Source organism: Glutamicibacter sp. (assembly GCF_050701915.1).
Classification (GTDB): domain Bacteria; phylum Actinomycetota; class Actinomycetes; order Actinomycetales; family Micrococcaceae; genus Glutamicibacter.
Window position 1 is genome coordinate 41744 of record NZ_JBOGEG010000004.1, and the last position, 24843, is coordinate 66586.

General features: G+C 66.0%; 24 protein-coding genes. 11 read left to right on the forward strand and 13 right to left on the reverse strand.

Annotation, left to right across the window (positions count from 1 at the left end):
• The first annotated feature begins 5 nt into the window (after positions 1 to 5).
• A complete protein-coding gene (locus ACRDT3_RS04785) occupies positions 6 to 215 on the forward strand; it encodes a DUF1653 domain-containing protein (protein WP_013347838.1) in 210 nt (69 codons plus the stop codon).
• Between the two features lie 24 nt (positions 216 to 239).
• Here ACRDT3_RS04785 and ACRDT3_RS04790 read toward each other — a convergent pair whose 3' ends face one another.
• On the reverse strand, positions 240 to 671 hold the full coding sequence (locus ACRDT3_RS04790) for a MarR family winged helix-turn-helix transcriptional regulator (protein WP_431491891.1): 432 nt from the start codon (positions 669 to 671) through the stop codon (positions 240 to 242).
• 72 nt (positions 672 to 743) lie between these two features.
• Between ACRDT3_RS04790 and ACRDT3_RS04795 the strand changes: the two genes are divergently transcribed.
• Positions 744 to 1850 (forward strand): hypothetical protein, encoded by a 1107-nt coding sequence (locus tag ACRDT3_RS04795; protein WP_431491892.1) that lies wholly within the window; start codon positions 744 to 746, stop codon positions 1848 to 1850.
• Positions 1851 to 1891: 41 nt separating this feature from the next.
• On the opposite strand, the gene ACRDT3_RS04800 is transcribed toward ACRDT3_RS04795, so the two are convergent.
• Both ACRDT3_RS04800 and ACRDT3_RS04805 read right to left on the reverse strand, forming a co-directional pair.
• The gene (locus ACRDT3_RS04800; protein WP_013347835.1) at positions 1892 to 2185 is read right to left on the reverse strand and encodes a DUF6966 domain-containing protein; all 294 of its coding nucleotides are present in this window, start codon (positions 2183 to 2185) and stop codon (positions 1892 to 1894) included.
• A gap of 49 nt (positions 2186 to 2234) precedes the next feature.
• Positions 2235 to 2885 (reverse strand): alpha/beta hydrolase, encoded by a 651-nt coding sequence (locus ACRDT3_RS04805; protein ID WP_431491893.1) that lies wholly within the window; start codon positions 2883 to 2885, stop codon positions 2235 to 2237.
• A gap of 469 nt (positions 2886 to 3354) precedes the next feature.
• Here ACRDT3_RS04805 and ACRDT3_RS04810 point away from each other — a divergent pair, with 469 nt between their 5' ends.
• The 4 genes from ACRDT3_RS04810 (at position 3355) to ACRDT3_RS04825 (ending at position 6923) form a co-directional block, all read left to right on the forward strand.
• On the forward strand, positions 3355 to 4236 hold the full coding sequence (locus tag ACRDT3_RS04810) for a lipase family alpha/beta hydrolase (RefSeq protein ID WP_431491894.1): 882 nt from the start codon (positions 3355 to 3357) through the stop codon (positions 4234 to 4236).
• Positions 4237 to 4334: 98 nt separating this feature from the next.
• Positions 4335 to 4727 (forward strand): VOC family protein, encoded by a 393-nt coding sequence (locus ACRDT3_RS04815; RefSeq protein ID WP_431491895.1) that lies wholly within the window; start codon positions 4335 to 4337, stop codon positions 4725 to 4727.
• Positions 4728 to 4817: 90 nt separating this feature from the next.
• Positions 4818 to 5411, forward strand: a complete 594-nt coding sequence (locus ACRDT3_RS04820) for a cysteine hydrolase family protein (RefSeq protein WP_431491896.1) — start codon at positions 4818 to 4820, stop codon at positions 5409 to 5411.
• A 465-nt stretch (positions 5412 to 5876) separates the two neighbouring features.
• A complete protein-coding gene (locus ACRDT3_RS04825; RefSeq protein ID WP_431491897.1) occupies positions 5877 to 6923 on the forward strand; it encodes a 2-keto-3-deoxygluconate permease in 1047 nt (348 codons plus the stop codon).
• 275 nt (positions 6924 to 7198) lie between these two features.
• Here the strand turns inward: ACRDT3_RS04825 and ACRDT3_RS04830 are convergent, their stop codons facing one another.
• The 6 genes from ACRDT3_RS04830 to betT form a co-directional block, all read right to left on the reverse strand.
• Entirely contained in the window at positions 7199 to 7981 is a 783-nt protein-coding gene (locus ACRDT3_RS04830) for an IclR family transcriptional regulator domain-containing protein (protein WP_431491898.1), read from the reverse strand.
• A gap of 82 nt (positions 7982 to 8063) precedes the next feature.
• On the reverse strand, positions 8064 to 8720 hold the full coding sequence (locus ACRDT3_RS04835; protein WP_431491899.1) for a 3-oxoacid CoA-transferase subunit B: 657 nt from the start codon (positions 8718 to 8720) through the stop codon (positions 8064 to 8066).
• Positions 8720 to 9391 (reverse strand): 3-oxoacid CoA-transferase subunit A, encoded by a 672-nt coding sequence (locus ACRDT3_RS04840; RefSeq protein ID WP_431491900.1) that lies wholly within the window; start codon positions 9389 to 9391, stop codon positions 8720 to 8722. Before ACRDT3_RS04840 ends, ACRDT3_RS04835 begins: the two co-directional genes overlap by 1 nt.
• Before the next feature lie 19 nt (positions 9392 to 9410).
• Entirely contained in the window at positions 9411 to 10622 is a 1212-nt protein-coding gene (locus tag ACRDT3_RS04845) for a thiolase family protein (protein ID WP_431491901.1), read from the reverse strand.
• 169 nt (positions 10623 to 10791) lie between these two features.
• Positions 10792 to 11442, reverse strand: a complete 651-nt coding sequence (locus tag ACRDT3_RS04850; protein ID WP_431491902.1) for a DUF6318 family protein — start codon at positions 11440 to 11442, stop codon at positions 10792 to 10794.
• 225 nt (positions 11443 to 11667) lie between these two features.
• Positions 11668 to 13968, reverse strand: coding sequence for a choline BCCT transporter BetT (gene betT / locus ACRDT3_RS04855; protein ID WP_431491903.1), 2301 nt, complete (start codon positions 13966 to 13968; stop codon positions 11668 to 11670).
• A 205-nt stretch (positions 13969 to 14173) separates the two neighbouring features.
• On the opposite strand from betT, the gene ACRDT3_RS04860 reads away from it, so the two are divergent.
• On the forward strand, positions 14174 to 14917 hold the full coding sequence (locus ACRDT3_RS04860) for an IclR family transcriptional regulator (protein ID WP_431491904.1): 744 nt from the start codon (positions 14174 to 14176) through the stop codon (positions 14915 to 14917).
• A gap of 17 nt (positions 14918 to 14934) precedes the next feature.
• Here the strand turns inward: ACRDT3_RS04860 and ACRDT3_RS04865 are convergent, their stop codons facing one another.
• The gene (locus ACRDT3_RS04865) at positions 14935 to 15825 is read right to left on the reverse strand and encodes a LysR family transcriptional regulator (RefSeq protein ID WP_388024428.1); all 891 of its coding nucleotides are present in this window, start codon (positions 15823 to 15825) and stop codon (positions 14935 to 14937) included.
• A 127-nt stretch (positions 15826 to 15952) separates the two neighbouring features.
• On the opposite strand from ACRDT3_RS04865, the gene ACRDT3_RS04870 reads away from it, so the two are divergent.
• Both ACRDT3_RS04870 and ACRDT3_RS04875 read left to right on the forward strand, forming a co-directional pair.
• A complete protein-coding gene (locus tag ACRDT3_RS04870) occupies positions 15953 to 17026 on the forward strand; it encodes an MBL fold metallo-hydrolase (protein ID WP_431491905.1) in 1074 nt (357 codons plus the stop codon).
• A gap of 32 nt (positions 17027 to 17058) precedes the next feature.
• The gene (locus tag ACRDT3_RS04875) at positions 17059 to 18483 is read left to right on the forward strand and encodes an MFS transporter (RefSeq protein WP_431491906.1); all 1425 of its coding nucleotides are present in this window, start codon (positions 17059 to 17061) and stop codon (positions 18481 to 18483) included.
• A gap of 25 nt (positions 18484 to 18508) precedes the next feature.
• Here the strand turns inward: ACRDT3_RS04875 and ACRDT3_RS04880 are convergent, their stop codons facing one another.
• Positions 18509 to 19444 carry a LysR family transcriptional regulator gene (locus tag ACRDT3_RS04880; RefSeq protein ID WP_431491907.1) on the reverse strand — a complete coding sequence of 312 codons (936 nt, stop codon included), beginning with the start codon at positions 19442 to 19444 and terminating at the stop codon, positions 18509 to 18511.
• Positions 19445 to 19518: 74 nt separating this feature from the next.
• On the opposite strand from ACRDT3_RS04880, the gene ACRDT3_RS04885 reads away from it, so the two are divergent.
• Both ACRDT3_RS04885 and ACRDT3_RS04890 read left to right on the forward strand, forming a co-directional pair.
• Positions 19519 to 20847, forward strand: coding sequence for an MFS transporter (locus tag ACRDT3_RS04885; RefSeq protein WP_431491908.1), 1329 nt, complete (start codon positions 19519 to 19521; stop codon positions 20845 to 20847).
• A 97-nt stretch (positions 20848 to 20944) separates the two neighbouring features.
• Positions 20945 to 23281 carry an arylsulfatase gene (locus tag ACRDT3_RS04890; RefSeq protein WP_431491909.1) on the forward strand — a complete coding sequence of 779 codons (2337 nt, stop codon included), beginning with the start codon at positions 20945 to 20947 and terminating at the stop codon, positions 23279 to 23281.
• Between the two features lie 25 nt (positions 23282 to 23306).
• Here the strand turns inward: ACRDT3_RS04890 and ACRDT3_RS04895 are convergent, their stop codons facing one another.
• Positions 23307 to 24182: a formylglycine-generating enzyme family protein gene (locus ACRDT3_RS04895; RefSeq protein WP_431492014.1), complete on the reverse strand. Its 876-nt coding sequence runs from the start codon at positions 24180 to 24182 to the stop codon at positions 23307 to 23309.
• 171 nt (positions 24183 to 24353) lie between these two features.
• A complete protein-coding gene (locus tag ACRDT3_RS04900; RefSeq protein ID WP_431491910.1) occupies positions 24354 to 24827 on the reverse strand; it encodes a DUF3237 family protein in 474 nt (157 codons plus the stop codon).
• Positions 24828 to 24843: the final 16 nt, after the last annotated feature.

Here is a 24843-nt window from a genome sequence, read left to right on the forward strand (position 1 = left end):
CCAGGTTGAGCATCGAACCCGGAATTTACCAGCACTTCAAGGGACAGCGCTACGAGGTGCTGGCCGTGGGAAAGCACAGCGAGACCGAGGAGCCGCTGGTCTTCTACCGCAAGCTCTATGATGACTACAGCTTCTGGGCTCGGCCGCTGGAGATGTTTGCGGAGCACGTTGAGCGCGATGGCTACAACGGCCCGCGTTTCGCCAGGATTGCCTAGGGCAAGTTGCAGATTTCCCTGCGCCTATTGCGAGTCGGCAACGTTATAGCGTTCCAACGCCTCGGCGAAGGCCGAGATCTGCTCTTCGCTCCAGCCCGCTAAGCGATCGGTTACCGCGGCGCGGTGCACTGCGGCCGAGGCCTGCAGCCGCTCCCGTCCCACCTCAGTCAGTTCCAATACGCGGCCGCGCCCGGATTCCGCATCGTCATAGGCGATATATCCCAAGTCCAGCAGCGTGCCTACCTGCCGGGAGACCGTCGAGCGGTTCAGCGAGAACGCTTCGGCAATGTCGGTGGCCCGGGTTCCGGGAGTATCGGCAATGAAGCGCAGGAGGGAATGCTCCACGAGTGTCAGCGGCTCGGCCAGTTGGCGTGAGCGCGTATTGGCACGTCGGGTAATCATTTGCATGTGGTGGAAGATCGATTGGATATCGGTTTCCCGCTGTTCCTTGCCCATGTTTCGAGTCTAGTACGCGGGGCTTCGCCAAGCCCCTAGTGTTGCATAATGCAACATTGGGGGTATTCTTTAATGCTGATGACTCTCACCGACAACGCCCCGCGCCAATCCTCCGATTCCAAGCATGCCGTCAACCCGGCTGCAAAGAAGTCCCCCGCATCCAAGCCGGCACCGCTGGGCTGGGGAAAGCTGGTGCTGACCATGCTGATCCCGTTCTTCCTGTGCGCAATCATGGGATTGTTCTATCTGGGGGCCTTCCACGCGCCCAGTCCGCACAACGTGCAGGTGGCAGTGGTGGGCGATTCCGCGCAGTCCAAGGTCTTCGCCCAGACCCTGCAGGATGGGTCCGACGGGGCATTGAATGTGCGCACCGTCGACGATGCGGACCAGGCCCGGAAACTGGTCGAGCAGCGCGAGCTCGTGGCCGCCTACGAAACCAGCGGCGGCACGGCGACGCTTTACAGCTCCAGCGCCGCGTCGGAAACTTCGGCGAATATCGCCCAGAAAATCTTCTTGGACGTGGCCTACGAACAGGGCCAGCCATTGCGCATCGAAGATGTAGTGCCCACCGGAGAGCAGGACACCACCGGGCAGGGCCTGTTCTTCCTGCTGGTCGCCTTGAGCATTGGCGGCTACGCCAGCGCCGTGCCGCTGGCCGGGTTCATGGGCAAGGTCAAGCTGCCCGTGCGCTTCGCCATGGCGGCGGTTGCCGCCGCGGTGGTTGCCACGATCGCAGTGCTGGTCGCGGGCCCGGTCTACCGGATCATCGAGGATCACTTTGCGGGCATCTGGCTGATTTCCTGGGTTTACGCCGCCGGCATCACCCTGCTGGGCCTGGGCCTGCATCCGCTGCTGCGCCATTGGACCACCCCGGCGCTGACCCTGTGCTTCGTCGCACTGAACTTCACCAGTTCCGGCGGCATCTTCCAGCCCCAAATGCAGCCCGGATTCTACGGTGCGCTGAATACCTTCTGGAATGGAGCCGGGTGGCTGCACGCGGTGCAGACCCTGGTCTACTTCCCCGAGCAGTCCATCGGCATGGATATCCTGCGGCTAATCCTCTGGCTGGTCCCCGGCATCCTGCTGGTGATCCTGACCCACGCCTGGAGCGTGCGCAGAACCCGCGTGGCCGATGAAAATGCCAGGATCCGGGACGTCGAGGAAACCGTCGCCGCGTAGCGGCACGCGCCGCGGGGATTGCTCCCTGCCAGATGCCGCTCCTAGCTGCGCAAGAGCCAGGAGCGCGCGGAGCCCAAGGCTCGGCGCAGTCCGCTCACCGCGTCATCCATGACCGCGGTTCCCACATCCTGGAAAGACCCCATGCCGCCGCGATAGAGCTCCAAGGCCTTCCGGGCAGCCTCTCGCAGTTGCTCTCGGCTTTCGACATCCTCGAAGAGACCATCAAGCCAGCGCGCCGCATGGGCGCGTTGCGCGTCATGGTCCTGGGCCGCTGCGAGATGCAGCTTCTCGATTGCCGCGCGGATTCTGCCCAGTGCTTGCTCAACATTGTCCATGGCACAAGGTTATCCCGGCCGGCGGGCCCTGCTGCCCGCCAGCCGCGCTTCAGGACTTGCCCAGCGGCATCGGGTCAAGTTGCGCGGTGATATGGCTGCGCACGTCGTTTAGTTCATCCATGTTGATCCCGTGGGCTAGCCCCGGGTAGGTGCGAGCGGCAAGGGTCGAGTGCTCGGGCAGGAAGCCGGCGGTGCGCTCGATGGCGACCGGGGCAATGACCCGGTCTTCGGTGCCGCGGCCCCAGAAAACCGCCGGGCGCTGCGCGGCGATGATTTCATCGGCCGGCTGCGTGCCGCCCAGGACGAATCCGCCCAGGATCGTGGTCGCCAGAACCCGCTCGGGCCGGGTGCGCAGCAGCTGGCTGGCCATCAGCCCACCCTGGGAGAAACCTACCGGGATGATCCTGGTGGCAGGGTCCACGTTGGCATCGATCCAGGCCCAGATGGCGGCGGTAGCCGCTTGAACCGGCGCCGCATCGGGGACGCCCGGAGTGGTGATCTGGAACCAGGCGGCCCCGCCATGGCCCAATTCCAGCGGAGCGCGCAGCGAAGCCCAGGGCAGATCCAATCCCAGCGGTTCGGCCAGCGAGCCCAGGTCCTGCTCATTGGAGCCGAAGCCATGCAGGAACACCAGCACGGCACCGGATTCCGGGGTGCTGCTCCAATTGTCCGAACGCACATCGCTCAACAAGTTGCTCATGGCAGGCCAACTCCTCAAAAGTTGATTGCGGGCGGTGCCCGGTGGTGGGATCGCAGCCTTCGCGGCGGCGCTCCGGAACAAGATCCGATACCCCAAGCATACTGCATTTGATTGAAGATACAAGTAAATTTCTTTGCATCAACCCGTCACATTGCCCCGCGTCGCACCTGCACGGAATTCCTGAAGCGAATCGCACCCAGGCCTGATTCTCGTCGCTTGGATCACGAAAAGGCACCATCGGAAGCCAGCTGGTCAAACCCGATAATCCCGGCACAAAACAGGCTGCATCCAATTGCGAAGGCTTGAGGATTTCCGATGGCGATATCGAGGAATCCGGAGGGATCTCATCCCACTTCACGCAAAACTTTGCCGCCAGAAAACCCTAGACAGCGATCAAAATTGCTGTGATCATTTCGTGTTACTACCGGCCAGTAGCAAGTGTCTCCCACCTTTTATTCGAAGGACCACCATGCAACGACGCATATTTTCCGTTCTGGGCGCACTGTGCCTGGCCGCTGCAACACTCACCGCCCCGGCCATCGCGCCGAGCGCGGGAAGCACCGCACAAGCCGAAACAGTTTCGTCCCTGAACATCAGCCCATCTGGGGCCAATGATTGGGATTGCGCACCCGATGCGGAACATCCCTATCCCGTGGTCCTCGTCCACGGGACCTTTGTCACCATGGACGTCAACTGGATCTCGCTGTCCCCCAAGCTCAAGCGCAACGGATATTGCGTTTTCGCACTGAACTACGGATTTGAAAACGGCATCTCGGGTGCGGCCCATGTCCCCGACTCGGCAGCCGAACTGCGCGACTTCATTGACCGCGTCCGCAAGGCCACCGGCGCCAATAAGGTGGATATTGTCGGGCACAGCCAGGGCGGAATGATGCCTCGCTGGTACATGGGCCACATGGGCGGTTCGAAGCACGTCAACGATTTGGTGGCGATCGCCCCGTCCAGCCACGGCACCCAGGGCATCCTGGTGCCGAGCGCCACCGGAGTCAAGATTGCCGGTAACTATGCTGGCTGGATTTGCGATGCCTGCGCCGACCAGGTGGCGGGCAGCGAGTTCATGACCGAGCTGAATTCCATCGGCGACACCGTCGCTGGCCCGGACTACACGGTCATTTCCACGAGGTACGACGAGGTCGTCATGCCGTACAAGTCCCAGTTCCTCCAGGGAAATAGCGCGCAGGTGACCAACGTGCTGCTCCAGGACAAGTGCCCGCTGGACGTCGCGGGGCACGCCGGCGTGGCAGTTGATCCAGTCGTCCACCGTTGGGTGCTCAACGCCCTGTCCACGGACGGACCGGCAGATCCGAGCTACCGCCCTTCTTGCTACCTGTAAGCGGGCAGGGGGCATCCCGGCATCGGTACCGGTGCCGGGATGCCCCACCCTTTGCTTTGCCCTAGGCAGTGCGCCGGCCAGCCACTAGATTGGTGGCCATGGACGTACTTTCCAGCAGGGTGCTGCTGCGGCCAGTTGACCTGGCCGCAGCCCAGCAGTTCTACAGCGATGTGCTGCAATTGGCCGTGGCCCGGGAATTCGGCCCGGCCGAGCAGCCAGGTCTGGTGTTCTTCCTGGGCAATGGCCTGCTGGAGGTCTCCGGGCACAGGGCCCCCGGTACGCCGTCCACGCTGGTGCTGTGGGTGCAGGTGCGCGATGTGCAGGCCGAGCTGGAACGGTTGGCGGCCCGCGGTACGAAGGTGCTCCGGGAGGCACGCCAGGAGGACTGGGGCCTGATCGAAGCGTGGATCCAGGATCCCGACGGCACCAGGATCGTGCTGGTGCAGGTACCCGGAGGGCACCCGATCCGCCGGGACGTGCGCGAGCCCTAGAAATTAGTGCTGGCCTGCGCGGCTTGCCCGTGGCAAGCTGAAATCGAGCGCTGCTGAAGTGTTCAGCGGCCCGCGGAAAAGGGGCATCCCATGAGTTTCGACCCGTCCAGGACCGCAGTGGTTTCCATCCACAACCAAGGGGACATCATCGGACCCGATGGAGCCTTCGCGGAATTGTTCTACGAGCAGATCGCCCGCCGGGACGTGGTGGGCCAACTGGCCGGGTTGCTGGAGGAAGCCCGCGCGGCCGGCGCCAGCGTCATCTACACCCGCATTGCCTTCGCCCCCGGCTTCAGCGACCTGGTTCCCAATTCCCCGCTACTGCAGATGGTCCAGCACGCCGGCTGCCTGGTGGACGGCACGGATTCAGCAGCCATCATCCAGCCGCTGCTCCCGGGACCCGGCGATGCGGTCATCACCAACCAGCAGGTCGGCGGCTTCGGCACCGAACTGGCAGGACTGCTCGAATTCCGCGGCATCGACACCTTGCTGATCGCCGGGGTGGCCACCAATATCTCGGTGGAGAGTACGGCGCGGGCGGCCGTGGATCACGGCTACCGGGTGGCCATCGTGGAAGATGCCTGCTCGGCGGCCACCGAAGCGGCCCATGCCGCGAGCATCGAATCGCTCGGGCTGCTCGCCGCGATCACCACATGCGCCGAAGTTGACTGGGAAACGGTCTAGCCTTCGACGTCGCATTAAAGCGATTCGTCCAGAGGAGGGCTGCAGGTCTGTGCATTCCTCGTTGACTTGTCGGCGAACTACTGCTGTTGCCCGATCTTTGAAACCAGCACATACCCCGCCGCGTTCGCGTCGCGGCATTGATATTCAAATGATCCTAAATTGGGACTTATAAGTATTTCAGTTCAGCATGCTTTCGAGGATAGATTCGAGAGGACCCACAATTTGTGTGGTGCTTCACAGTCCTGGTCGGGTTAGCCCAGTGACCACGCCAGCGAAGGGAACCGCGAGCCTGCTTCAGGCGGAGCACCGTAACCGCCCGCACTGCAGACGCATGCATTGCTGTTTTTCTCGCACAGCCATTTAACTAGCCATACCTTCACCGGCGCAACCCGGACACCAAATTTGCGGGCCGTGCGCACGACGTCGACCAGCACCCCTGAACGCTTAAAAACAAGGATTTACCACATGGATTCCCTCTTCAGGTACCTCAGCAAGCTCCCCGGTGCGCTGATGATTGTTCCCCTATTCCTAGGCGCCGTCATCAATACCTTCGCCCCCGACATCCTGGAAATCGGTAGCTTCACTACCGCTTTATTCAAGTCCGGGGCGCCGGTCCTAATTGGCCTGTTCTTCATGTCCATTGGAGCCCAAATTGACGTCAAGGCCGCAGTTCCTTCGCTCGAAAAGGGCCTGGCCCTGATCCTAGGCAAGTACCTAGTGGCTATAGCCGTCGGCCTTGGTGTCGCCTTCCTCACTCCCGAGGGCACCCTGTGGGGTCTGGTGCCGCTGGCCATCATCGCCGCGATGTCCAATTCCAACGGATCGCTGTATGTGGCGCTGACCAGCCAATTCGGCAACAAGACGGACAAAGGCGCCATCTCCGTCCTGTCCATCAACGATGGCCCCTTCCTCACCTTGATTGCATTGGGGGCAGCCGGGCTCGCCGACATGCCGCTCATGGCACTGCTCGCGGCTGTGCTCCCGATGATCCTGGGCTTCGTCCTGGGCAACCTGAGCAAGATCTTCCGGGAATTCATGGCGCCTGGCGAAAAGTTGATCATTCCCTTTGCAGCCTTCGCGCTAGGTGCTGGCATCAACTTCGGCGTCTTATTCTCCTCCGGAGCCATCGGCATCGCGCTTGGTCTCGCCACCGTCCTGCTGTCCGGCGGGATGGCAATTCTTTTCCTCTACCTTTGGCACATCATTCGCCGGCACCCGCGTCCCACACGGAACCTGATCGCCGGAGCAGCAGAGGCGACCACGGCAGGCAACGCGATTGCCACACCAGCAGCCGTGGCGGCCGTGGACCCCAGCTTCCTAGCCATGCAGGATGTCGCTACGTCACAGGTCGCCGCTGCCGTCGTGACAACCGCCTTCGTGGCCCCGTTCCTTGTGGCCTATGTGAACCGTTGGCAGCGCCGCCGCGGCATTTCCCCCGAAAACGAAGAGGCCCTGTACGCCACTGGCCCCTCCGCCGAAGCATCGGAAGGTGCTTCGGCTTCGGCGCGGTGAACACCGCCGTCGCGGCCTGAGCGCCGGATCCTACGATAATCAGCGCAGATAGCGATCGACATCCGTTGCCTCAATAAGGGCAATGGATGTCGCGCATATCCCTCCGAACACGGGCATTATCGGCATTCTTGCGGTTATCAAGTGGAACGCGGCCCGCAAGAAGGATCTCCAGGGCTGCACGAGTCTGCGTGGCGGTTCAACTCGGAGCCCGACTATTTCAAGGCCCTGGAGTCCTCACGTTCGAGAACCGTTCCAGATTTAAGATCCAGGGCAGATCAGCGGCTGGCGGCCAGTGCCTCGCGCACCTGCTGCGCGGCCTGGAATAGCCTCGGCAACACCGCTTGGGCGGCCTCTTGCGCGGTTTGCGCGGCATTCGGATGCACACTCATCGACACGTTCATCGCGGCGACCACGGTGCCATCCGCGCTGAATACCGGCACCGCCACCGAGCGCAGGCCGATCTCCAGTTCCTGGTCCACCACGGCGTAGCCCTGGGCGCGGATCCTGTCCAGTTCTTCGCGCAATGCCGCCGGGTCATCAATGCCCAGCCCGGTCATCGAATGCACGCCGGCGGACAGCACGGCCTGCTGGACCTCAGCTGGCTGGTAGGCCAGCAGCACCCGGCCCATGGAGGTGTTGGCCGCTGGGAAGCGGGTGCCCACCGAAATGCCCACCCGCATGATCGAACGGGTATGCACCCGGGCGATGTAGACGATGTCCGAACCGTCCAGGATGGAGGCGGAGGCCGATTCGTGCACGGCGGCCGACAGTTCCTCGAGCACCGGCTCGATCAGTTGCGGCAAGGTGGCGCTGGACAGGTAGGCATAGCCCAGCTGCAGGACCTTGGAGGTCAGCTCGAAATGCTTGCCGTCGGTGCGCACATAGCCCAGCTCCACCAGGGTCAGCAGGAACCGCCGTGCGGTGGCCCGGGACAGGGCGGTCCGTCCGGCGACCTCGGAGAGGGTCATCGACGCGTGATCGGCATCGAAGCTGCTGATCACTGCCAATCCCCGGGCCAGGGACTGGACCGATGTGGTTGTTGCTGCCTGCTCGCTCACCGTGCTCCTTGCGCGCGCTGGAAATGATTGCGGGGTGCGCTTCCGGGAATCGGATGCGCACCCCACTAATCTACTGTGTCTTCTAGGCCTGGGTCAGTTCCACGGGCACCTTGGCGGCCAGCTCCTCGAAGCTGATGCCATGGGTGGACCGCACGAAGACCTTGGAATCGCGCAGCTCGAAGACGGCTACTTCGGTGTAGATCCGCGATACGCAGCCCAAGCCGGTGACCGGGTAGCTCAGCGCCTGAACGAGCTTGGATTCGCCGGTCTTGGTGAACAAGCTCATCATCACCCAGGTCGCCTTGGCGCCAATGGCCAGGTCCATGGCCCCGCCCACGGCGGGGATGGCGCCTTCGGCACCGGTGTGCCAGTTGGCCAGGTCGCCATCCTTGGAGATCTGGAAGGCACCGAGCACGCACACGTCCAGGTGCCCGCCGCGCATCATCGCGAAGGAATCCGCATGGTGGAAGAAGGAGGCGCCGGGCAGTTCGGTGACCGGGATCTTGCCTGCATTGATCAGATCCGGGTCGATGTCCTCGCCGGTGGCGACCGGGCCCATGCCCAGCATGCCGTTCTCGGTGTGCAGGGTGACGCCCTGTTCCTTGGTGAGGTAGTTCGAGACGTTGGTCGGCTGGCCGATTCCAAGGTTCACGAATGCTCCGGCCGGGATGTCGGCGGCAACGATTTGCGCCATTTCATCGCGGGTGAGCTTTGCTTCGGTGGTGGTCATTGCGCTCATTACTTTTCCCCTCCCAGTTCCACCACGGTATCCACGAAGATGCCCGGGGTGATGACGTTTTCCGGATCGATGGAACCGGCTTGGACGACCTCGTCCACCTGCACGATGGCCGACTTGGCCGCGGTGGCCATGATCGGGCCGAAGTTCCGCGCGGTCTTGCGGTAGACCAGGTTGCCCAGCGTGTCGGCCTTCAGCGCCTTGATCAGCGCGAAGTCGGCGTTGATCGGGGTTTCCAGGACGTAGCCCTTGCCATCGATCACGCGGGTTTCCTTGCCTTCGGCCAGCAGCGTGCCGTAGCCGGTAGGGGTGAAGAACCCGCCGATGCCGGCGCCGGCGGCGCGGATGCGCTCGGCCAGGTTGCCCTGCGGGACCAGCTCCAGCTCGATTTCCCCGGCGCAGTAGGCCTCATCGAAGTGCCAGGAATCGGACTGGCGAGGGAAGGAGCAGATGATCTTCTTGACCCGGCGTTCCTTGATCAGCAGGGCCAGGCCCGCGTCGGCCTGCCCGGCATTGTTGTTCACGACGGTCAGGTCGGTGGCGCCGCACTCCATGAGCGCGTCGATCAGTCCCATCGGCTGGCCGGCGTTGCCGAAGCCGCCGATCAGGACGGTGGAACCGTCCGTGATCCCGGCGACGGCGTCCGCGGCCGAGGTGGCAATACGTGGTGCCATGATGCTGCCTTTCTAAAAGCTACTTGGTTGCGTTCACGTTCTCGACGACCACGGCCAGGCCCTGGCCCACGCCGATGCAGATGGCGGCGATGCCGAAGCGTTCGCCGGATTCGGCCAGCCGGCGGGCGACGGTGCCCAGGATGCGCAGGCCCGAGGCGCCCAGCGGATGGCCGATGGAGATGGCCCCGCCCCAGGGGTTGACGATTCCCGGGTCGATATCCCAGGCGCGGATGCAGGCCAGGGACTGGGCGGCGAAAGCTTCGTTCAGCTCGACAGCGGCGATATCCGACCACTTCAGCCCGGCCTTGGCCAGCGCCTTGTTCGCGGCCTGAACCGGGGCGAAGCCGAAGAACTGCGGGTCCAGGGCGGCGGCGCCGTTGGAGACGATGCGGGCGATCGGTTCGGCGCCCAGCAATTCGCCGCCGCGCTCCGAACCGATGAAGGCCGCCGAGGCGCCGTCGTTCATCGGCGAGGCGTTGCCGGCGGTGACGGTGGCATTCTCCCCGGTGCGGAAGACGGTGCGCAGCTTGGCGAGGGTTTCTGCGGTGGAATCAGCGCGGATGGTCTCGTCGCGGGTGACTTCGGTGCCGCGCTTGTTCGCCGGCGGAACCGGGACCACCAGGTTCTCGTACTTGCCGGCTTCCCAGGCGGCCGCGGCCTGCTGGTGGGAGGCCGCGGAGAACTCGTCCTGGTCCTCGCGGGAGATGTTGTGCTTCTCGCGAAGCTGCTCGGTGGCCTCGCCCAGCGAAACCGTCCATTCCCCCGGCATGGCCGGGTTGACCAGGCGCCAGCCCAGGGTGGTGTTGGCCAGTTCCAGGTTGCTCATCGGGAAGGGGCGCTCGGTCTTGGGAAGCACCCAGGGGGCGCGGCTCATCGATTCGACGCCACCCACCAGGACCAGGTCCGCGTCGCCGGTGGCGATCTGGCGGGAGGCCGCGATCGAGGCATCCAGCGAGGAGCCGCACAGGCGGTTCATCGTGGTGCCCGGCAGCGAGGTGGGCAGCCCGGCGAGCAGGGTGGCCATGCGGGCCACGTTGCGGTTTTCCTCGCCGGCGCCGTTGGCGTTGCCGAAGATCGACTCGTCGATGTCCGCGACATCCAGCCGCGGTGCACGGGCTACCAGCTCGCGCACGACGTGGGCGGCCAGGTCGTCGGGGCGGTGGCTGGACAGTGCGCCGCCGATCTTGCCGAAAGGTGTGCGGATTGCATCGTACAAGTAGGCCTGCTGCATCGTCTCACTGCTCCATCACTTCGGAATGTTCACATTGTGAACTTGTGTTCGTATGTTGAACTTTAGCAGTTGGCGCCTTCAACTTCAACAGATTTCCCGCGCCGAAGCAGCCCGGACAGCAAAGGTGCCCCACCGCCTGGGCGGTGCGGCACCTTGGGTTCACGTTTTCCTACTGCGCGTTGAACGTGACATTCAACGGCTGCCACCCACTGGTTTCGTCAAACACTGGCTCCTGCACAGCCAGGCTGCAAATGGTCCCAATAAAGCTTCCGTCCTCGCCATAGGCGATCTCGTCCCATCTGGCATCAAGGTCCTGGCAGGACACCGGATCGATTTCACTGCCCGCATTGCCGCCGGAATCGAGCACCTCGCCGGCGGCCCGCTCCAGCCCGAAGTTGGCAAAGGCGACCATGTCCTGGCCGTCCTCTTCCTGGAATTGGTCCAGGCTGCTGGAGATTTCCGTGATGCTGAATTGCCCAGCGGCGATGCTCCCGCCCCCGGCGTAGGCCTGGTCAACCTGCGCGATCTGCTCCTGGCACAGCGCGCAGTCCGGGGCGGAGAATTCCTTGAGTGCGGCAGTATCACCGGTTGCCACCGCATGATTCAGCAAGTCCACCCAGTAGCCGATGGCAGCCTCGAGGCCTTCCCCGGAATGCTCTTCGAGAACCTGGGGCCGCTGCGGAACTTCGGCGGCCTGCTGCGTGGAACCCGGGCCAGCTGCCGCCGTGGCGCCAGGCGGATTGCCGGATCCTTCCTCGGATACGCTGACGCAACCGCTGGCGGCCAGCATGAGCGCAGCCGACAGTGCAACAAGCTTCACTTCGCGAATTCGAACCATAACCGCCCGCTTCCAGTAGGTACACCCCCATCCGCAACCGACATTACATCAATCATTTGGAAAATAAGATGGCCCGGAGGTTAATTTTTGGATTGCATGCACCACCATCGCGCACCCTGCGCGATTCCATGGGGACACGAATGGCAAGCTCGACTGAAGTTCTTGAACCGCTGCCGCCAGCGGCTCGTGCTCCCCTGGCTATCCGGCCTATTCGTTGTTCCCAGGCGATGCCGGCGGTGCCTGCCCGCCTGGCGATTTGCCCGTCCCCGGCTCCGGTTCTTCTTCCGGGTCCTGTACCCGCGGCACCATGCCGGTGGCCGGACGCGGCGGGGTGAGCACCGAAGCGTAGTCGTGCTCATCGGAGTACTTCAGGAACGACAGGTGCGCCTCGTAGCGGTCCAGCACATCGTTGATGACCTGGTCGCGTTCCAGGCCCATCAGGTCGTAGCCTTCGGTGCCCGTCTGCGAGAACACTTCCAGTCGGTAGTACACGTCGATTTCGCGTGACATCGTGCGTCCGCCGAAAGCCGGCACCGGGGCCTCCACGGCCGACACCTGGTAATGGAAGCTGCGGTGGTTCGGGATCTGGACCACCAGCGCCTGCTCCGGGATCTGCGTCTGCTCGTTGGGGGTCGTGGTGAGATCGGCCAGGTAGCCCAGCTCGGTGAATTCCTCGGCCACCTCCGCCAGCGCCGGGTGGATGACTTTCTCGGCGTACCGGGCCACCTGCTTGTTCGACGGGTAGGAGCGCAGCTGCGCCAAGCGCTGGCGCCAGGTCTTGTCCGGTGTGGATCCGCCGTGGACCGCCGTGGCCCGCGGTCGGCTCATGCGGCCCTCGCGCTCGGCGCGCTCCATGCGCAATACCTTGGAGAAGGAGGCCATCACCAGGTAGGCGATGATCGTCACCGGCAGCGCGAAGATCAGCGTGGCATGCTCCATGGTGGTCACCCCGCCGGCCACCAGCATGGCAACGGTCAGCATCGCGGTGGCCAGGGCCCAGAAGATCCGCAGCCATTTCGGCCCGTCCTGCGACGGGTCGGGAATGGTGGAGGAGAAGTTGGACATCACCATGGCGCCGGAATTGGCACTGGTCAGGTAGAACAGCAGCCCGGAGAGCGTGGCCAAGCCGATGAGGAAGGGCGCTCCGGGGAACATTTCCAGCAGCGAGTACCAGCCGTGCTCCGGGGATTCGATGGCTTCGCTGGCGAAGTCCGTGTTGCCGTCCACGACTACCTTCAGCGCGCTGTTGCCGAAGATCGAGACAATGAAGAAGTCGCACAGCACCGGGGCGGTGATGGCGGCGATGACGAATTCGCGCAGGGTGCGGCCACGCGAGATGCGCGCCAGGAACAGGCCCACGAAGGGTCCCCACGCCAGCCAGAATGCCCAGAAGAACAAGGTCCAGCTGGCCATCCAGGCCGACCCGTCCTCCTGGTAGGCGAAGGTCTGCAAGGTGCGTTCGGGCAGGGTGAAGACGAACCGGCCGATATTCTCCACCAGCGCGGTGAACAGCAGGGAGGTCTTGCCGGTGACCAGGATGTAGAGCATCATCGCCGCCGCGGACCACAGGTTCAGCTCGGAAATGAGGCGGATGCCCTTGTCCACCCCGGAGGTGCAGGCGGCGATGGTCATCACCACGGCCACTCCGACCAGCGCGATCTGCAGGGCCAGCCCCTCGGAGAGGCCGAAGATCTGGGCGAAGCCCACATTGAGCAGCACCACGCCGATGCCCATCGAGATGGCCACGCCGAAGACGGTCCCCACCAAGGCGAAGATGTCGATGACATCGCCGGTGGCACCGCGCACGCGCTTGCCCAGCAACGGGTAGAGCGCCGCGCGGATGGACAGCGGCATGCCCCAGCGGTAGGCGAAGTACCCCATGGCCATGCCCAGCAGGGCGTACATGGACCAGCCGGCGATGCCGTAGTGGAACATCGTCCAGACCACCGCGTCCTGGAGGGCTTCGGTGGATTCCGGGTCCATCGCCGGTGGCGCGATGTACTGGGTGATCGGGCCGGTGACCGAGTAGAACAGCATGTCGATGCCCACCCCGGCTGCGAAGAGCATCGCCACCCAGGTGACCAGCTTGTATTGCGGGCGGGAATGGTCCGGCCCCAGCCGGACGCTGCCCTCCTTGGAGAACGCCACCCACAGCACGAAGACGACCACCAGCGTCACCGTCACCACGTAGAACCAGCCCAGGTTCGTGGAGATCCAGTCCACCTCAGAGCTCATGGCGGAGGCGGCATTGCCGGGCGCCAGCATGGCCCAGGTGGAGAACGCCACGATGACCACAGCCGAAATCACGAAGACCCGCCAATTGACTTTCGGCCCGGCGTGCTCAGCCAGCTCCCCGGGGCCCTTGCTCAGTTCCGAGCTGGTCATCGGTGCGCGGGATTCTTCTGCCCCGATGTGCTTGGGCTTCTTGCTGACGCCGAATTTGCTGCGTTCCACGACGGGGTTCAGCTTCCCGTCTGGATCCGGCGGCGAGTCGCGGTGCTCTGCCATGGTGTCCTCCCTCAGTCCCGGCGCGTTCACGGCTCCGGACCACTGCGGGCGCCTGCCCGGGCCCCCAGGCCAGTGGTCATCGGGATGCCTGCGCCCATCGCAGGCGTGCTCCGGGCTACTGGTCTAGCATTTCTCGTGTTGGCTTGCCCTGAATCGGCTTCTGGCGGACCACTGGCGTGCTGGCCTGCTGGTCTAGAGTAGTTCCATGGCCAATTCGACCAGCGGGGACTCGATGCTGGACCGCCTGGTGCGGATCCTGGATGCCTTCGACGCGCACAACCCGCAGCTGACCGTCAACGCCCTGTCCCGCCGGGCCGATGTCCCACGGGCCACGGCCTACCGGCTGGTCGAATCGCTGGTCTCCCACGAACTGCTCTCCCGCGATGACGATGGACAGGTGCGCCTGGGCCTGCGGCTGTGGGAGCTGGCCAACCGCAGCGCTTCCACGCTGGGCCTGCGCCAAGCGGCCTTGCCCTTCATGGAGGACATCAACCAGCTCATCGGCCAGAATACCCAGCTATCGGTCCTGGACCGGGATGAAGTGCTGATCATCGAACGCCTTTCCCGGCCCGGGTCCGTGGTGAACCAGGCCAGCGTGGCCGGCCGGATGCCGGTGCACCGCACCTCCATGGGCATGGCCTTGCTGGCATTCGCCCGGCCCGAGGCCATCGCCGGCTACCTGGGGCGCCACCAGGCGGCGGTGGACGCAACCCATCCGGATTTCCGCGCCAAGATCGCCGAGATCCGCCGCAACGGCTTTGCCTCCTTCGATGGATTCATCGACCCGGAGACTACCGGGGTCGCCGCCCCGATCCTGGACGAGTCGGGCTACCAGCTGGCGGTGATCTCGGTCGTGGTGCCCAGGGGTTCGGGAAACCTGCAGTCCGCCGCGCTGGCGCTGCGCACCGCGGCCCGCGGCATTTCCCGCGCCTTGGCCCCGGCTTCCTGATTCCGGCCGGCCCCGGGCTAGGCCCACTGGCCCTGCAGGGCCGCCAGCGTCTCGGTGACCATGGCGCTGCGGCTGACCGATTTCGGCATGGCAGCCACCAGCGAATTGGGCTCGGTGCGCTCGGAGAGTGGCCGGAAGACCAGCGGCCGGTCCTCCAGGCTGCTCTGTGTGGGCTGCATCAGCAGCGAGTAGGCCAATCCGCGGCCCACTACCGCGTGGATGGAGGGCACATTCGCCAGCAGCCAGCTGACCTGTGCGGTGGCCCCATGGCGCTTGAACTCGTCCAGCGTATGCTGCAGGGCGGGCTCCAGGTCCAGGAAAGCGGCCGGGTACCGGGCCAGCTGGGAGAAGCTGATCTGCTCGAACCCGGCCAGCGGATGCTCGGGGCTGACCACGACCTGGCGGTGGAATTCCTTGAGCACCACCAGCGCGCAGTCGGGCCCGAACTGGGTCTCGTAGCCGATGGACAGCTGGGTGCGGCCGGAAAACAGCGCCTCCTGGATCTCGGGGCCGCTGCCTTCGATGAAGCTGAGCTGCAATTGCGGATGCCTGGTGCTGAACCACTCGATGAGGTGCGGGATGACATGGACCGCCAGCGTGGTGAAGACCCCCAGGCTCAGCCGCCCGGTCAGTCCGGTATGCACCTGGGAAACGGCTTGGCGCAGGTGCTCCACCTGGTCGGTGATGATCCGCGCCCGGGTGGCCACTTCCTGGCCTTCGACGGTGAGCGCGATGCCGCGCCCGCGCTGGCGCATGGCGAGCGTGACCCCCAGCGCCTGCTCCAGCTGCCCCAGGGCCAGGCTGACCGCCCCCTGGCTGACGTGGCACAGCCGCGCCGCCTGGGTGACGGATTGCGTTTCGGCGACCGCTGCGAAGTATTCGAGTTGCCGCAATGTCAGTTCACTCATTAGTTCTCCTTATGCCTGTATGCAGTAATTCTAGCTAGGCAAATGTGACGGGGGCCACCAAGATGGAATGAGCACCAGGGGAAGCAGCCCTTCCCCGGCACCATTCGTTGAAAGCGAGAGATCCGCCATGGGCCAATCCGAAGAACCGGCCGACCTGATTCCCTACGTCGTCACGCTGGGCACCGCCGGCGGCCCGCGCTGGTGGAAGGACCACCGCGGCACCCCGCGCTTCGGCATCGCCACCGCGGTGGTGGTCGGCGAGACCTGGTACCTGGTCGATTGCGGCCAGGGCGCAGGGCGCCAGGCCAATGCGGCCGGGCTGCAGCTGCCGCAGCTGGGCGGGATCTTCATCACCCACATGCACTCGGACCACACCGTGGATTTGCCTTCGCTGCTGCTCTTCGGCGCCTTCGAGCTGAAGAACACCGAGCGCGGGCCGATCCCGATCGTGGGCCCCGGCGACCGCGGCAAGCTGCCGCCGCTGTCCCCGCGGGCCACCTCGGTGCCGAAGCCCATTGCCCCCTCACGCCCGACGCCCGGAATCGAAGGCCTGGTCTCCGGGATCCTCTCCGCCTACGCCACCGACTGCAACGACCGGATCTTCGATTCGCTGGCGCTCTCCCCGGCCGTGCAATTCGACCCGCGCGAAATCCGCCTGCCCGAGTCGCTCGGCTTCGACCCGGATACCGATGTGGCCCCGCCGATGAATCCCATCGAGGTCTTCCGCGACGGCAACGTCACTGTGTCGGCCATCCTGGTCTCCCACCACCCCACGGCCCCGGCCTACGCCTTCCGCTTCGACACCGCCGCCGGTTCGGTGACGATCTCCGGGGATACCGCTCCCTGCGCCAACCTGGCCACCCTGGCCCGGGGCACCGACCTGCTGCTGCACGAGGCCATCAACCTGGAGGTCCTGGCCGCGCAGTACTCCGACGCGCAGATGCTGCAGGCCACCATGGACCACCACCGCCGGGCCCACACCACCGCCGCGCAGGCCGGCAGGATCGCCACCGAAGCGGGGGCCGCCCACCTGGCCCTGCACCATCTGGTTCCCAGCTACAGCCCTCCCGAAGCCTGGCAGGAAGCACGTACGGCCTTCAGCGGGCGGCTCACGATCCCCGATGACCTCGACGTGATCCCCTTCGGGCCGGCCGCCCGCGCCACCCCGGCGACGGCCGCGGCCAGCACCCGCAACAACTAGCATCCACAGCAAAGCACCGAAAGGACAGGGCCATGAGCCAGAACCCGCACGCAGGACCGGCAACGCCGGCACCGCAAGGCACGACCTACCATGCCAACCCCAAGGAGATGCGCAGGATCCTGTTCTCCAGCTTCCTGGGCACGGCCGTGGAGTACTACGACTTCATCCTCTATGCCACGGCCGCGGGCATCGTCTTCAACCACGTGTTCTTCGCGGGCCTGGATCCGAATGCGGCCCTATTCGTCTCCTTCGGCACCCTGGCAGTGGGCTACATCGCCCGGCCGCTGGGCGCATTCATCTTCGGGAACCTGGGCGACAAGATCGGGCGCAAGGCCATTCTGATCACCACGGTGCTGGCCATGGGCATCGCCTCGACGCTCATCGGCCTGCTGCCCACCACCGCGCAGATCGGCCTCTGGGCACCGGTACTGCTGGTCAGCCTGCGCATCTTCCAGGGCCTGGCCGTGGGCGGCGAATGGGGCGGGGCGATGCTGCTGGCCTTCGAGAACTCGAAGAAGAGCTCACGCGGCTTCGCCTCGGCCTTCGCCTACATGGGTGCCCCGGCCGGCACCATCCTGGGCACGCTGATCCTCTCCGGGATGTCGCTGCTGCCCAAGGCCGAATTCCTTTCCTGGGGCTGGCGGGTGCCGTTCATCTTCTCCGCGGTGCTCATGATGCTCGCGATCTTCATCCGCATGCGCGTTTCCGAGTCCCGGATCTTCACCGAGGTCTCGGCCGCCGCGAAGAAAACCAAGAAGCGCATCCCCGTCGCCGAGCTGTTCCGGAACCACCGCAAGCCGCTGCTGACCGCGGTGGTGGCCGGGCTCTCGGGCCAGATGACCCAGGGGCTGATGGGCGCGTGGGCGATTTCCTTCGCCGTGCAGCAGGCCATCCTGGCCCAGACCGAAGTGCTGAACATCAAGGCCATCGGTGGGGTCTTCACCGTGCTGGCCATTATCACCGCCTCCAAGCTCAGCGACCGGCTGGGCCGCCGCCGCATCCTGATCTGGGGAAATATCGCCGCGATCATCCTCGCCTTCCCGGTGATGGCCTTGCTGGAGATGGGCAGCACCATGGCCTTCATGCTGGCCATCGTGCTGGGACTGAGCCTAGTCCAGGGATTCACTTCCGGGCCCTATGGCGCCTTCGCCGGCGAGCTGTTCCCGACCGCGGTGCGCTATTCCGGAACGTCGGTGGGCTACCAGCTGGCTTCCACCCTTGGCGCCGGGTTCACCCCGATGATCGCCACCGCCCTGGTGATCGCCGGCGGCGGGAAGCTCTGGCTGGTGGCGGTGCTGTGGATGGCATTCTCCGCCATGTCCCTGGCGGCGCTGCTGCGCTCGCAGGACCGCTCCGGCTCCGAGATCCAGAACCTGGATGCGGAGATGGGCTCGGGCCCGCTGGTGGACAAGTCCCGCAGGGCGCAGGGCCAGGAGGCTGCCGCATTGCGCAACTGAATCCCGCGCGGCTTCGGCGCAGGTGTCAGCCGTGCTGCGCGGTATCCTCGCGCAGCAGTTCCAGCGCGGCGGCAACCCGCCGCGGCATGGTGTGCCCGGCGGGCAATACCGCCACCACCGAATTCTGCTCCATCGCATCGGCTACCGGCACATAGACGACCTCCAGCCCGTCGTAGGTCGTCCCGGTGGCCGGCACGCTGTTGGCGAAGGAATAGCCCAAGCCGCGGCCCACGAGCGAGCGGATGTTCTCCATGCTGGTGCTGCGCCACCTGATGTCCAGCTCCAGCCCGTGCGACCGGACCAGCGCGGTCAGCCGCTCGGCGGTGGGCGGGACATCGAGGATCACCGCAGGCTCCTCAACGATCTCTGCCAGCCGCAGCGAGTCGCGCCCGGCGAAGCGGTGGCCGGCGGGCAGCATGATCTGCAGGTGCACATCGACCACATGCTCGCTGCGCAGGTCCTCGTCCGTCTGCCACGCATAGCCGAAGGCCAGATCCAGCTTCCCCTGGCGCACGGCGTCCTGGATCGGGCCCGGGGCCCCCTCGGAAATGCGCAGGTCCACCAGCGGGTGCCGCTGGGTGAAGTACTGGGCCAGCGGCGGCACCAGCCGGGGTGCCAGCGTCGGGCTGCACCCGACGCGCAGGGCGCCGCGCATCTGCTCGACGCTTTCGGACACGGCCAGCTCGGCCTCGGCCACGCGCTCCAGGACCGACCGGGCGTGGCGGGCGAATTCGGTGCCGGCCGCGGTGGGCAGCAGCTTGCGCGACCGGCTGCGGATCAGCAGGTCGGCGCCCAGGGATTTCTCGAGCTGCGCGATGGCCATGGAGGCCGCGGCCTGGGAAATATGGCAGGCGGCGGCCGCGGCGGTGACCGAGCCGTGGTCAACGACCGCCACGAAGTACTGGAATTGCCGCAGGGTCAGCTCAGCCATAAGTTCCTCTGATGGTTCGTATTGATTCAATTGATTATCCATATTGTGTGTCGCGGAGCACACTTGTTACAAGCCAAGCCACATCGACCACCAAGGTGACCCCCATGAGCAACAAGACCGCCGGGACGGCAAGGACGCCGCATTCCCTGCCCGCCGATTCGCTGAACACCAAGGACATGCGCCGCATCCTCGCCTCCAGCTTCATCGGCAGCGCCATCGAGTACTACGACTTCATCCTCTACGCGACGGCAGCTTCCATCGTCTTCAGCCAGGTGTTCTTCGCGGACCTCAGCCCCTCCTTCGGGCTCTTCGCCTCCTTCGCCACCCTGGCTGCCGGCTACGTGGCCCGCCCGCTGGGCGGCATCGTCTTCGGCCACTTCGGCGACCGGATCGGGCGCAAGAAGATGCTGGTGCTGTCCATGATGATGATGGGCGTGGCCACCACGCTGATCGGGCTGCTGCCCACCACCGCGCAGATCGGCGTGCTGGCCCCCACCGCCCTGGTGCTGCTGCGCGTAGTGCAGGGCATCGCCGTCGGCGGCGAATGGGGCGGGGCCGCGCTCATGGCCCTGGAGCATGCCCCGGCCTCCAAGCGCGGCTTCGCCACCTCCTTCGCCAACGCCGGCGGCCCGGCCGGCGCCATTCTGGCCACCCTGGTCGTCTCCGCCTTCTCGGCCATCGCCGGGGACCAGTTCCTGATCTGGGGCTGGCGCATCCCGTTCCTGCTCAGCGCGGCGCTGATTGCCGTGGGCCTGGTCATCCGGCTCAAGGTCGCCGAGACCCCGATGTTCAGCAAGCTCGCCGAAGCCAGCGAGAAGCGCAAGCTGCCGCTGCTGGAGGTGCTGCGCAACCACCCGCGCGCCGTGGTGCTGGCCCTGCTGGCCACCGTCAGCTTCTACTGCTGCCAGGGGCTGCTCACCGTCTGGGGCGTCTCGGTGGCCGTGGGCGAGGGCGTGGACCGCTCCGGGGTGCTGAACTGGAAGGCCGCTGGCGCGGTGCTCACCTTGATCGTCACCTTCTGGGCGGCCCGGATGAGCGACCGCGTGGGCCGCAAGCGGATGCTGGTTCTCGCCGGAATCGTCGGCATCGTGCTGGCCTACCCGCTGATGGCGCTGCTGAACAACGGCACCCTGTGGGGCTTCGCCGTGGCCATCGTGATCGGCAACGGCCTGGTCCAGGGCCTGCTCTACGGGCCGATCGGCGCCTTTGTCGCCGAGCAGTTCCCCACCCACGTGCGCTACACCGGCGCCTCGCTGGCCTACCAGGGCGCCTCGGTGGTCGGTGCCGGATTCACCCCGATGATCGCTTCCGGGCTGGTCATCGCCGGCGGCGGCGGATTCTGGCTGGTCGCAGTATTCTGGATGCTCGTGATGGCCATCGGCCTGGGCGCGGTGCTGCTGACCCGCGAAAGCTCCAAAACCAGCCTCTCCTAGCAGCCAGTTGGCGCCCGCCGGCCACCGCCTTTGCAATACGGTGGACGGCGGGTGCCCTTCATGCGCCAGCAAGATCCCGAAGAAAGAGAACAACCCCATGCCCGCACAGATCAATTCCGGCCCGTACCCCGTGCGCGGCTACGCGAACTTCACCGGGGAGGTCTCGCAGAAGGCCAGCGAGTCCATCCCGGCCTGGAATCCCCCGGTGCGCGCGCCGCAGGGCGCGCCGAATGTGGTCGTGATGCTCATGGACGACATGGGCTACAGCGACATCTCCCCCTTCGGCGGGGAAATCGACACGCCGGCGCTAGCCGAGATTGCCGCGGAGGGCTACCGGCTGGGCAACTACCAGACCCCGCCAATGTGCGCCCCGGCCAGGGCCGCCCTGCTCACCGGGATGAACCCGCACCGCGCCGGCTTCGCCTACGTCCCGCACATGGACCCCGGCTTCCCCAATTCCGCCATGGAATTGCCCGAAGACGCCCCAACGCTGGCCGAGAGCTTCAGGGCCGGCGGCTACGCGACCTTCATGGTCGGCAAGTGGCACCTGACCGTGGAATCGAAAATGCACGATGGCGCGGAGAAGAGCAGCTGGCCGCTGGCCCGCGGCTTCGACCGCTACTACGGCTGCATGGACGGGTTCACCTCGCTGCTGAACCCGCACCGGCTGGTGCGGGACAACAGCCAGGTAGTGGTCGATGAATACCCCGAAGGCTACTACCTCACCGACGACTTGACCGGCCAGGCGCTGGGGATGCTCACCGAGCTGCGCGCCAACGACCCGTCCAAGCCCTTCTTCCTCTACTTCGCCCACCAGGCCGTGCACGGCCCGCTGCAAGCCAAGCCCGCGGACCTGGAAAAATACCGCGGCCGCTACGACGCCGGATGGGACCACGTGCGCTCCGCGCGCTTCGCCCGGCAGATCGCCGAAGGCCTGTTCCCCGAAGGCACCGCCTGCGCCCCGCGCAACACCGAGCCGGGAGCCGCGGTGGCGCCCTGGGATGAGCTGGCCCCGGAGCAGCAGCAGCTGTTCGCCCGCTACATGGAGGTGTACGCGGCCGCCGTGGACAACGTGGACCAGAACCTCGACCGGCTCATCGGCCACCTGAAGGCCACCGGCGAATACGAGAACACCATCATCGTGTTCACCTCCGACAACGGGGCCACCGCCGAGGGCGGGGACACCGGCACGCGCAGCTACTTCAGCCGCTTCGGCACCCCGCGCTTCGGCCTGCCCGAAGGCTGGGATCCCGATGTGGCCCGCGACCCGGAACTGATCGGCGGGCCGCGGGCCTATGCGCACTACCCGCGCGGCTGGGCCTACGCCTCCAACACGCCGTTCCGGCTCTACAAGACCCACACCTACGGCGGAGGCACCCGCGTGCCGATGCTATTGTCCTGGCCGGCCGGGCTTCCGCGGTCCGCAGCCGATGACGGGATCCGCCACCAGTACGCCTACGCCACCGATATCGGCGCAACCCTGCTGAATCTGGCCGGGATCGCGCCGCTGGCGCAGCGCCACGGAATGCCGGCGCAAGAAAGCGACGCGGTGCCATTCGATGCCTGGCTGCGCGACCGGTCGCAGCCCTCGGCGCACACCGAGCAGTACACCGAGCTCAACGGCCGCCGCGCCTTCATCGATGGCAAATGGAAGGCCGTGGCCCCCGAGCCCAACGGCCCCGGCTGGGAGCGGCGCGCCTGGGAACTCTACGATGTCGCCGCCGATCCCGCCGAGACCATGGACCTGGCTGCCGCCCACCCGCTGAAGGTCCTTGAGCTGGCCGAGCGCTGGCAGGCTGCCGGCTGGCGCAACCAGGTCTTCCCGCTCAATGACGATGGCTCGTTGAACCGCAACCGCCCGGCCACCGAACTGGCCCTGGAGCAACCGGTCACGCTGCGTCCCGGCGCCCCGAGCCTGGAACGCTTCCGCAGCGCCAAGCTGACCCGGCTGCGTTCCTTCAGCATCGATGCGCAGCTGGAGCACCGGATGCACGACGCCGGCGTCATCGTGGCGCACGGCGACCAGGGCGGCGGCTACGTGCTGTCCGTCCAGGACGGGCGGGTGCATCTGGGCTACAACCAGTACGGCACGATGCGCCGCACCAGCGCGCCCCTGGCCACCGGCGACCGGCAGATCACGGCCGAGTTCAGCGCCCGGTCCGGGCTGCGCTGGGATATCCGGCTGCTCGTGGACGGGGTGGAAGCGGCCCGGCTCGATGGCCTGCTGCAGCTGGCCGGCATGGCGCCCTTCGCCGGGATCAGCGTCGGGCTGGACCGCGGCGGGCCGGTGGACTGGGAGCTTTCCGAGCGCCACGGCTGCTTCCGCTACAACGGGAGCTTGCACCAGGTGCGCTATGCGCCGGGGCCGAAAGCCGACTACAACCCGGAGCAGATCCTGGCCCTGGACCGGGCCATGGCCCGCGCTTTCGAGTAGCCGCCGCACCGCGCCGCGCAGCTGGCTAGCTGCGCGGCGCGACGGTGCGGAAGCCGGTATTGCTGCTGGCGGAGTCCGCGCTGTTGGAGGTGCGGGCCGCAACCCGGTAGCGGTTGCAGTAGGAATCGTGGCAGAGGAAGGATCCGCCGCGCATGACCCGGCCGCGCCCGATGGTGGGCCCGGCCGGATCCGCACCGGGAGAATTGCGGTAGTACTTGGGCAGGAACCAGTCGGAGCACCATTCCCAGACATTGCCGCTCGTCTCGTGCAACCCGAAGCCGTTGGGCGGGAAGGAACGGACCGCGGCGGTGCCCAGGAAACCATCCGCACAGGTGCTGCGCACCGGGAATTCGCCCTGCCAGATATTGCACCGGTGCTCGCCCTCCGGCCCGAGCAGCTCATCGCCCCACGGGTACCGCTTGGATTCGAGCCCGCCGCGCGCGGCATACTCCCATTGCGCTTCGGTGGGCAGCAAGCGCCCGGCCCAGGCGCAATAGGCCTGCGCGTCGTTCCAGGAAACCTGGACCACCGGATGCTGCGGAATCTGCCGCCAGCTGGATTCGGCACCGTGCGGGTGCGCCCAGCTGGCCCCGCGCACGGTGAGCCACCAGCCGGCACCTTCGGCGCTGCCCAGGATGTCCTTGTCCGGGGCCTGGGCCAGCAGGTGGAAGACCGCCGAATAGCCATAGGCCTCGGACTCGGTCCGGTACCCGGTGGCTTCCACGAAGCGGGCGAATTCCGCATTGGTCACCGTGGTGGCATCGATCGAGAAGCCCGACAGCGCCACGGCGTGCACCGGCCCCTCCCCGTCCTTCGCGTAGCCTTCGCCGAAGGCGTCCCCCATGGCGAAGCTGCCTGCGGGCAGCGCAACCTCGGCCACCTGGCGAGTTGCCGGATCAATGCCGGCCTGCGGGAGCCCGGGCACGGCCGCGGATGTGGCGCTGGACCCGGTTTCAGAGTACGGACGCTGGACAGGATGGCAGCAGGACACGGCGGACCTCCTTAGTGGAATCTGGTTTCTCCCAGCCTAGCCGAGCACAGCTGCCGCGGCCCGGCAGCCCGCGGCGCTGCCCTAGCGCACCCTGAATACGTCGATGCGCACGCCCTCGGGGCGCCGTTCGCCCACGCCCAGGAACAGGGTGCGGTTCATCCAGGCATGCGGCCCGGAGTCATCGGCCGAGAGGTAGGGGACGCAACGGAAGTAGACGCGGGAAGGATCCACCTGCTGCCCGGCCATCATCTTCTCCAGGTCTGCCGGGTCCGCCGAGCGCACCGCCCGGTTTTCCACCAGGATGCGCTGTCCATCCTCCAATTCCAGGACGTAGTTCGCTTCCAGCAGGGCCAAGTCCGCGGTCGGATAGCGCTGGAAGTCGGCCCCGGCATCCAGCACCTTGCCCTGGATCCCGGGGCCGGCTACGCGTCCGCCGCGGATCGGGGCCACCCTCCGGATGCCCTGTGCGGTGGCGCCGATGTCGATGGTCTCACTGACCTCGACCTCGATGGTGGCCACGAAGTCCAGTGCGGGCGGGGTTGGGTTCTGCTCCATTCCAGGTCCTTTCAAG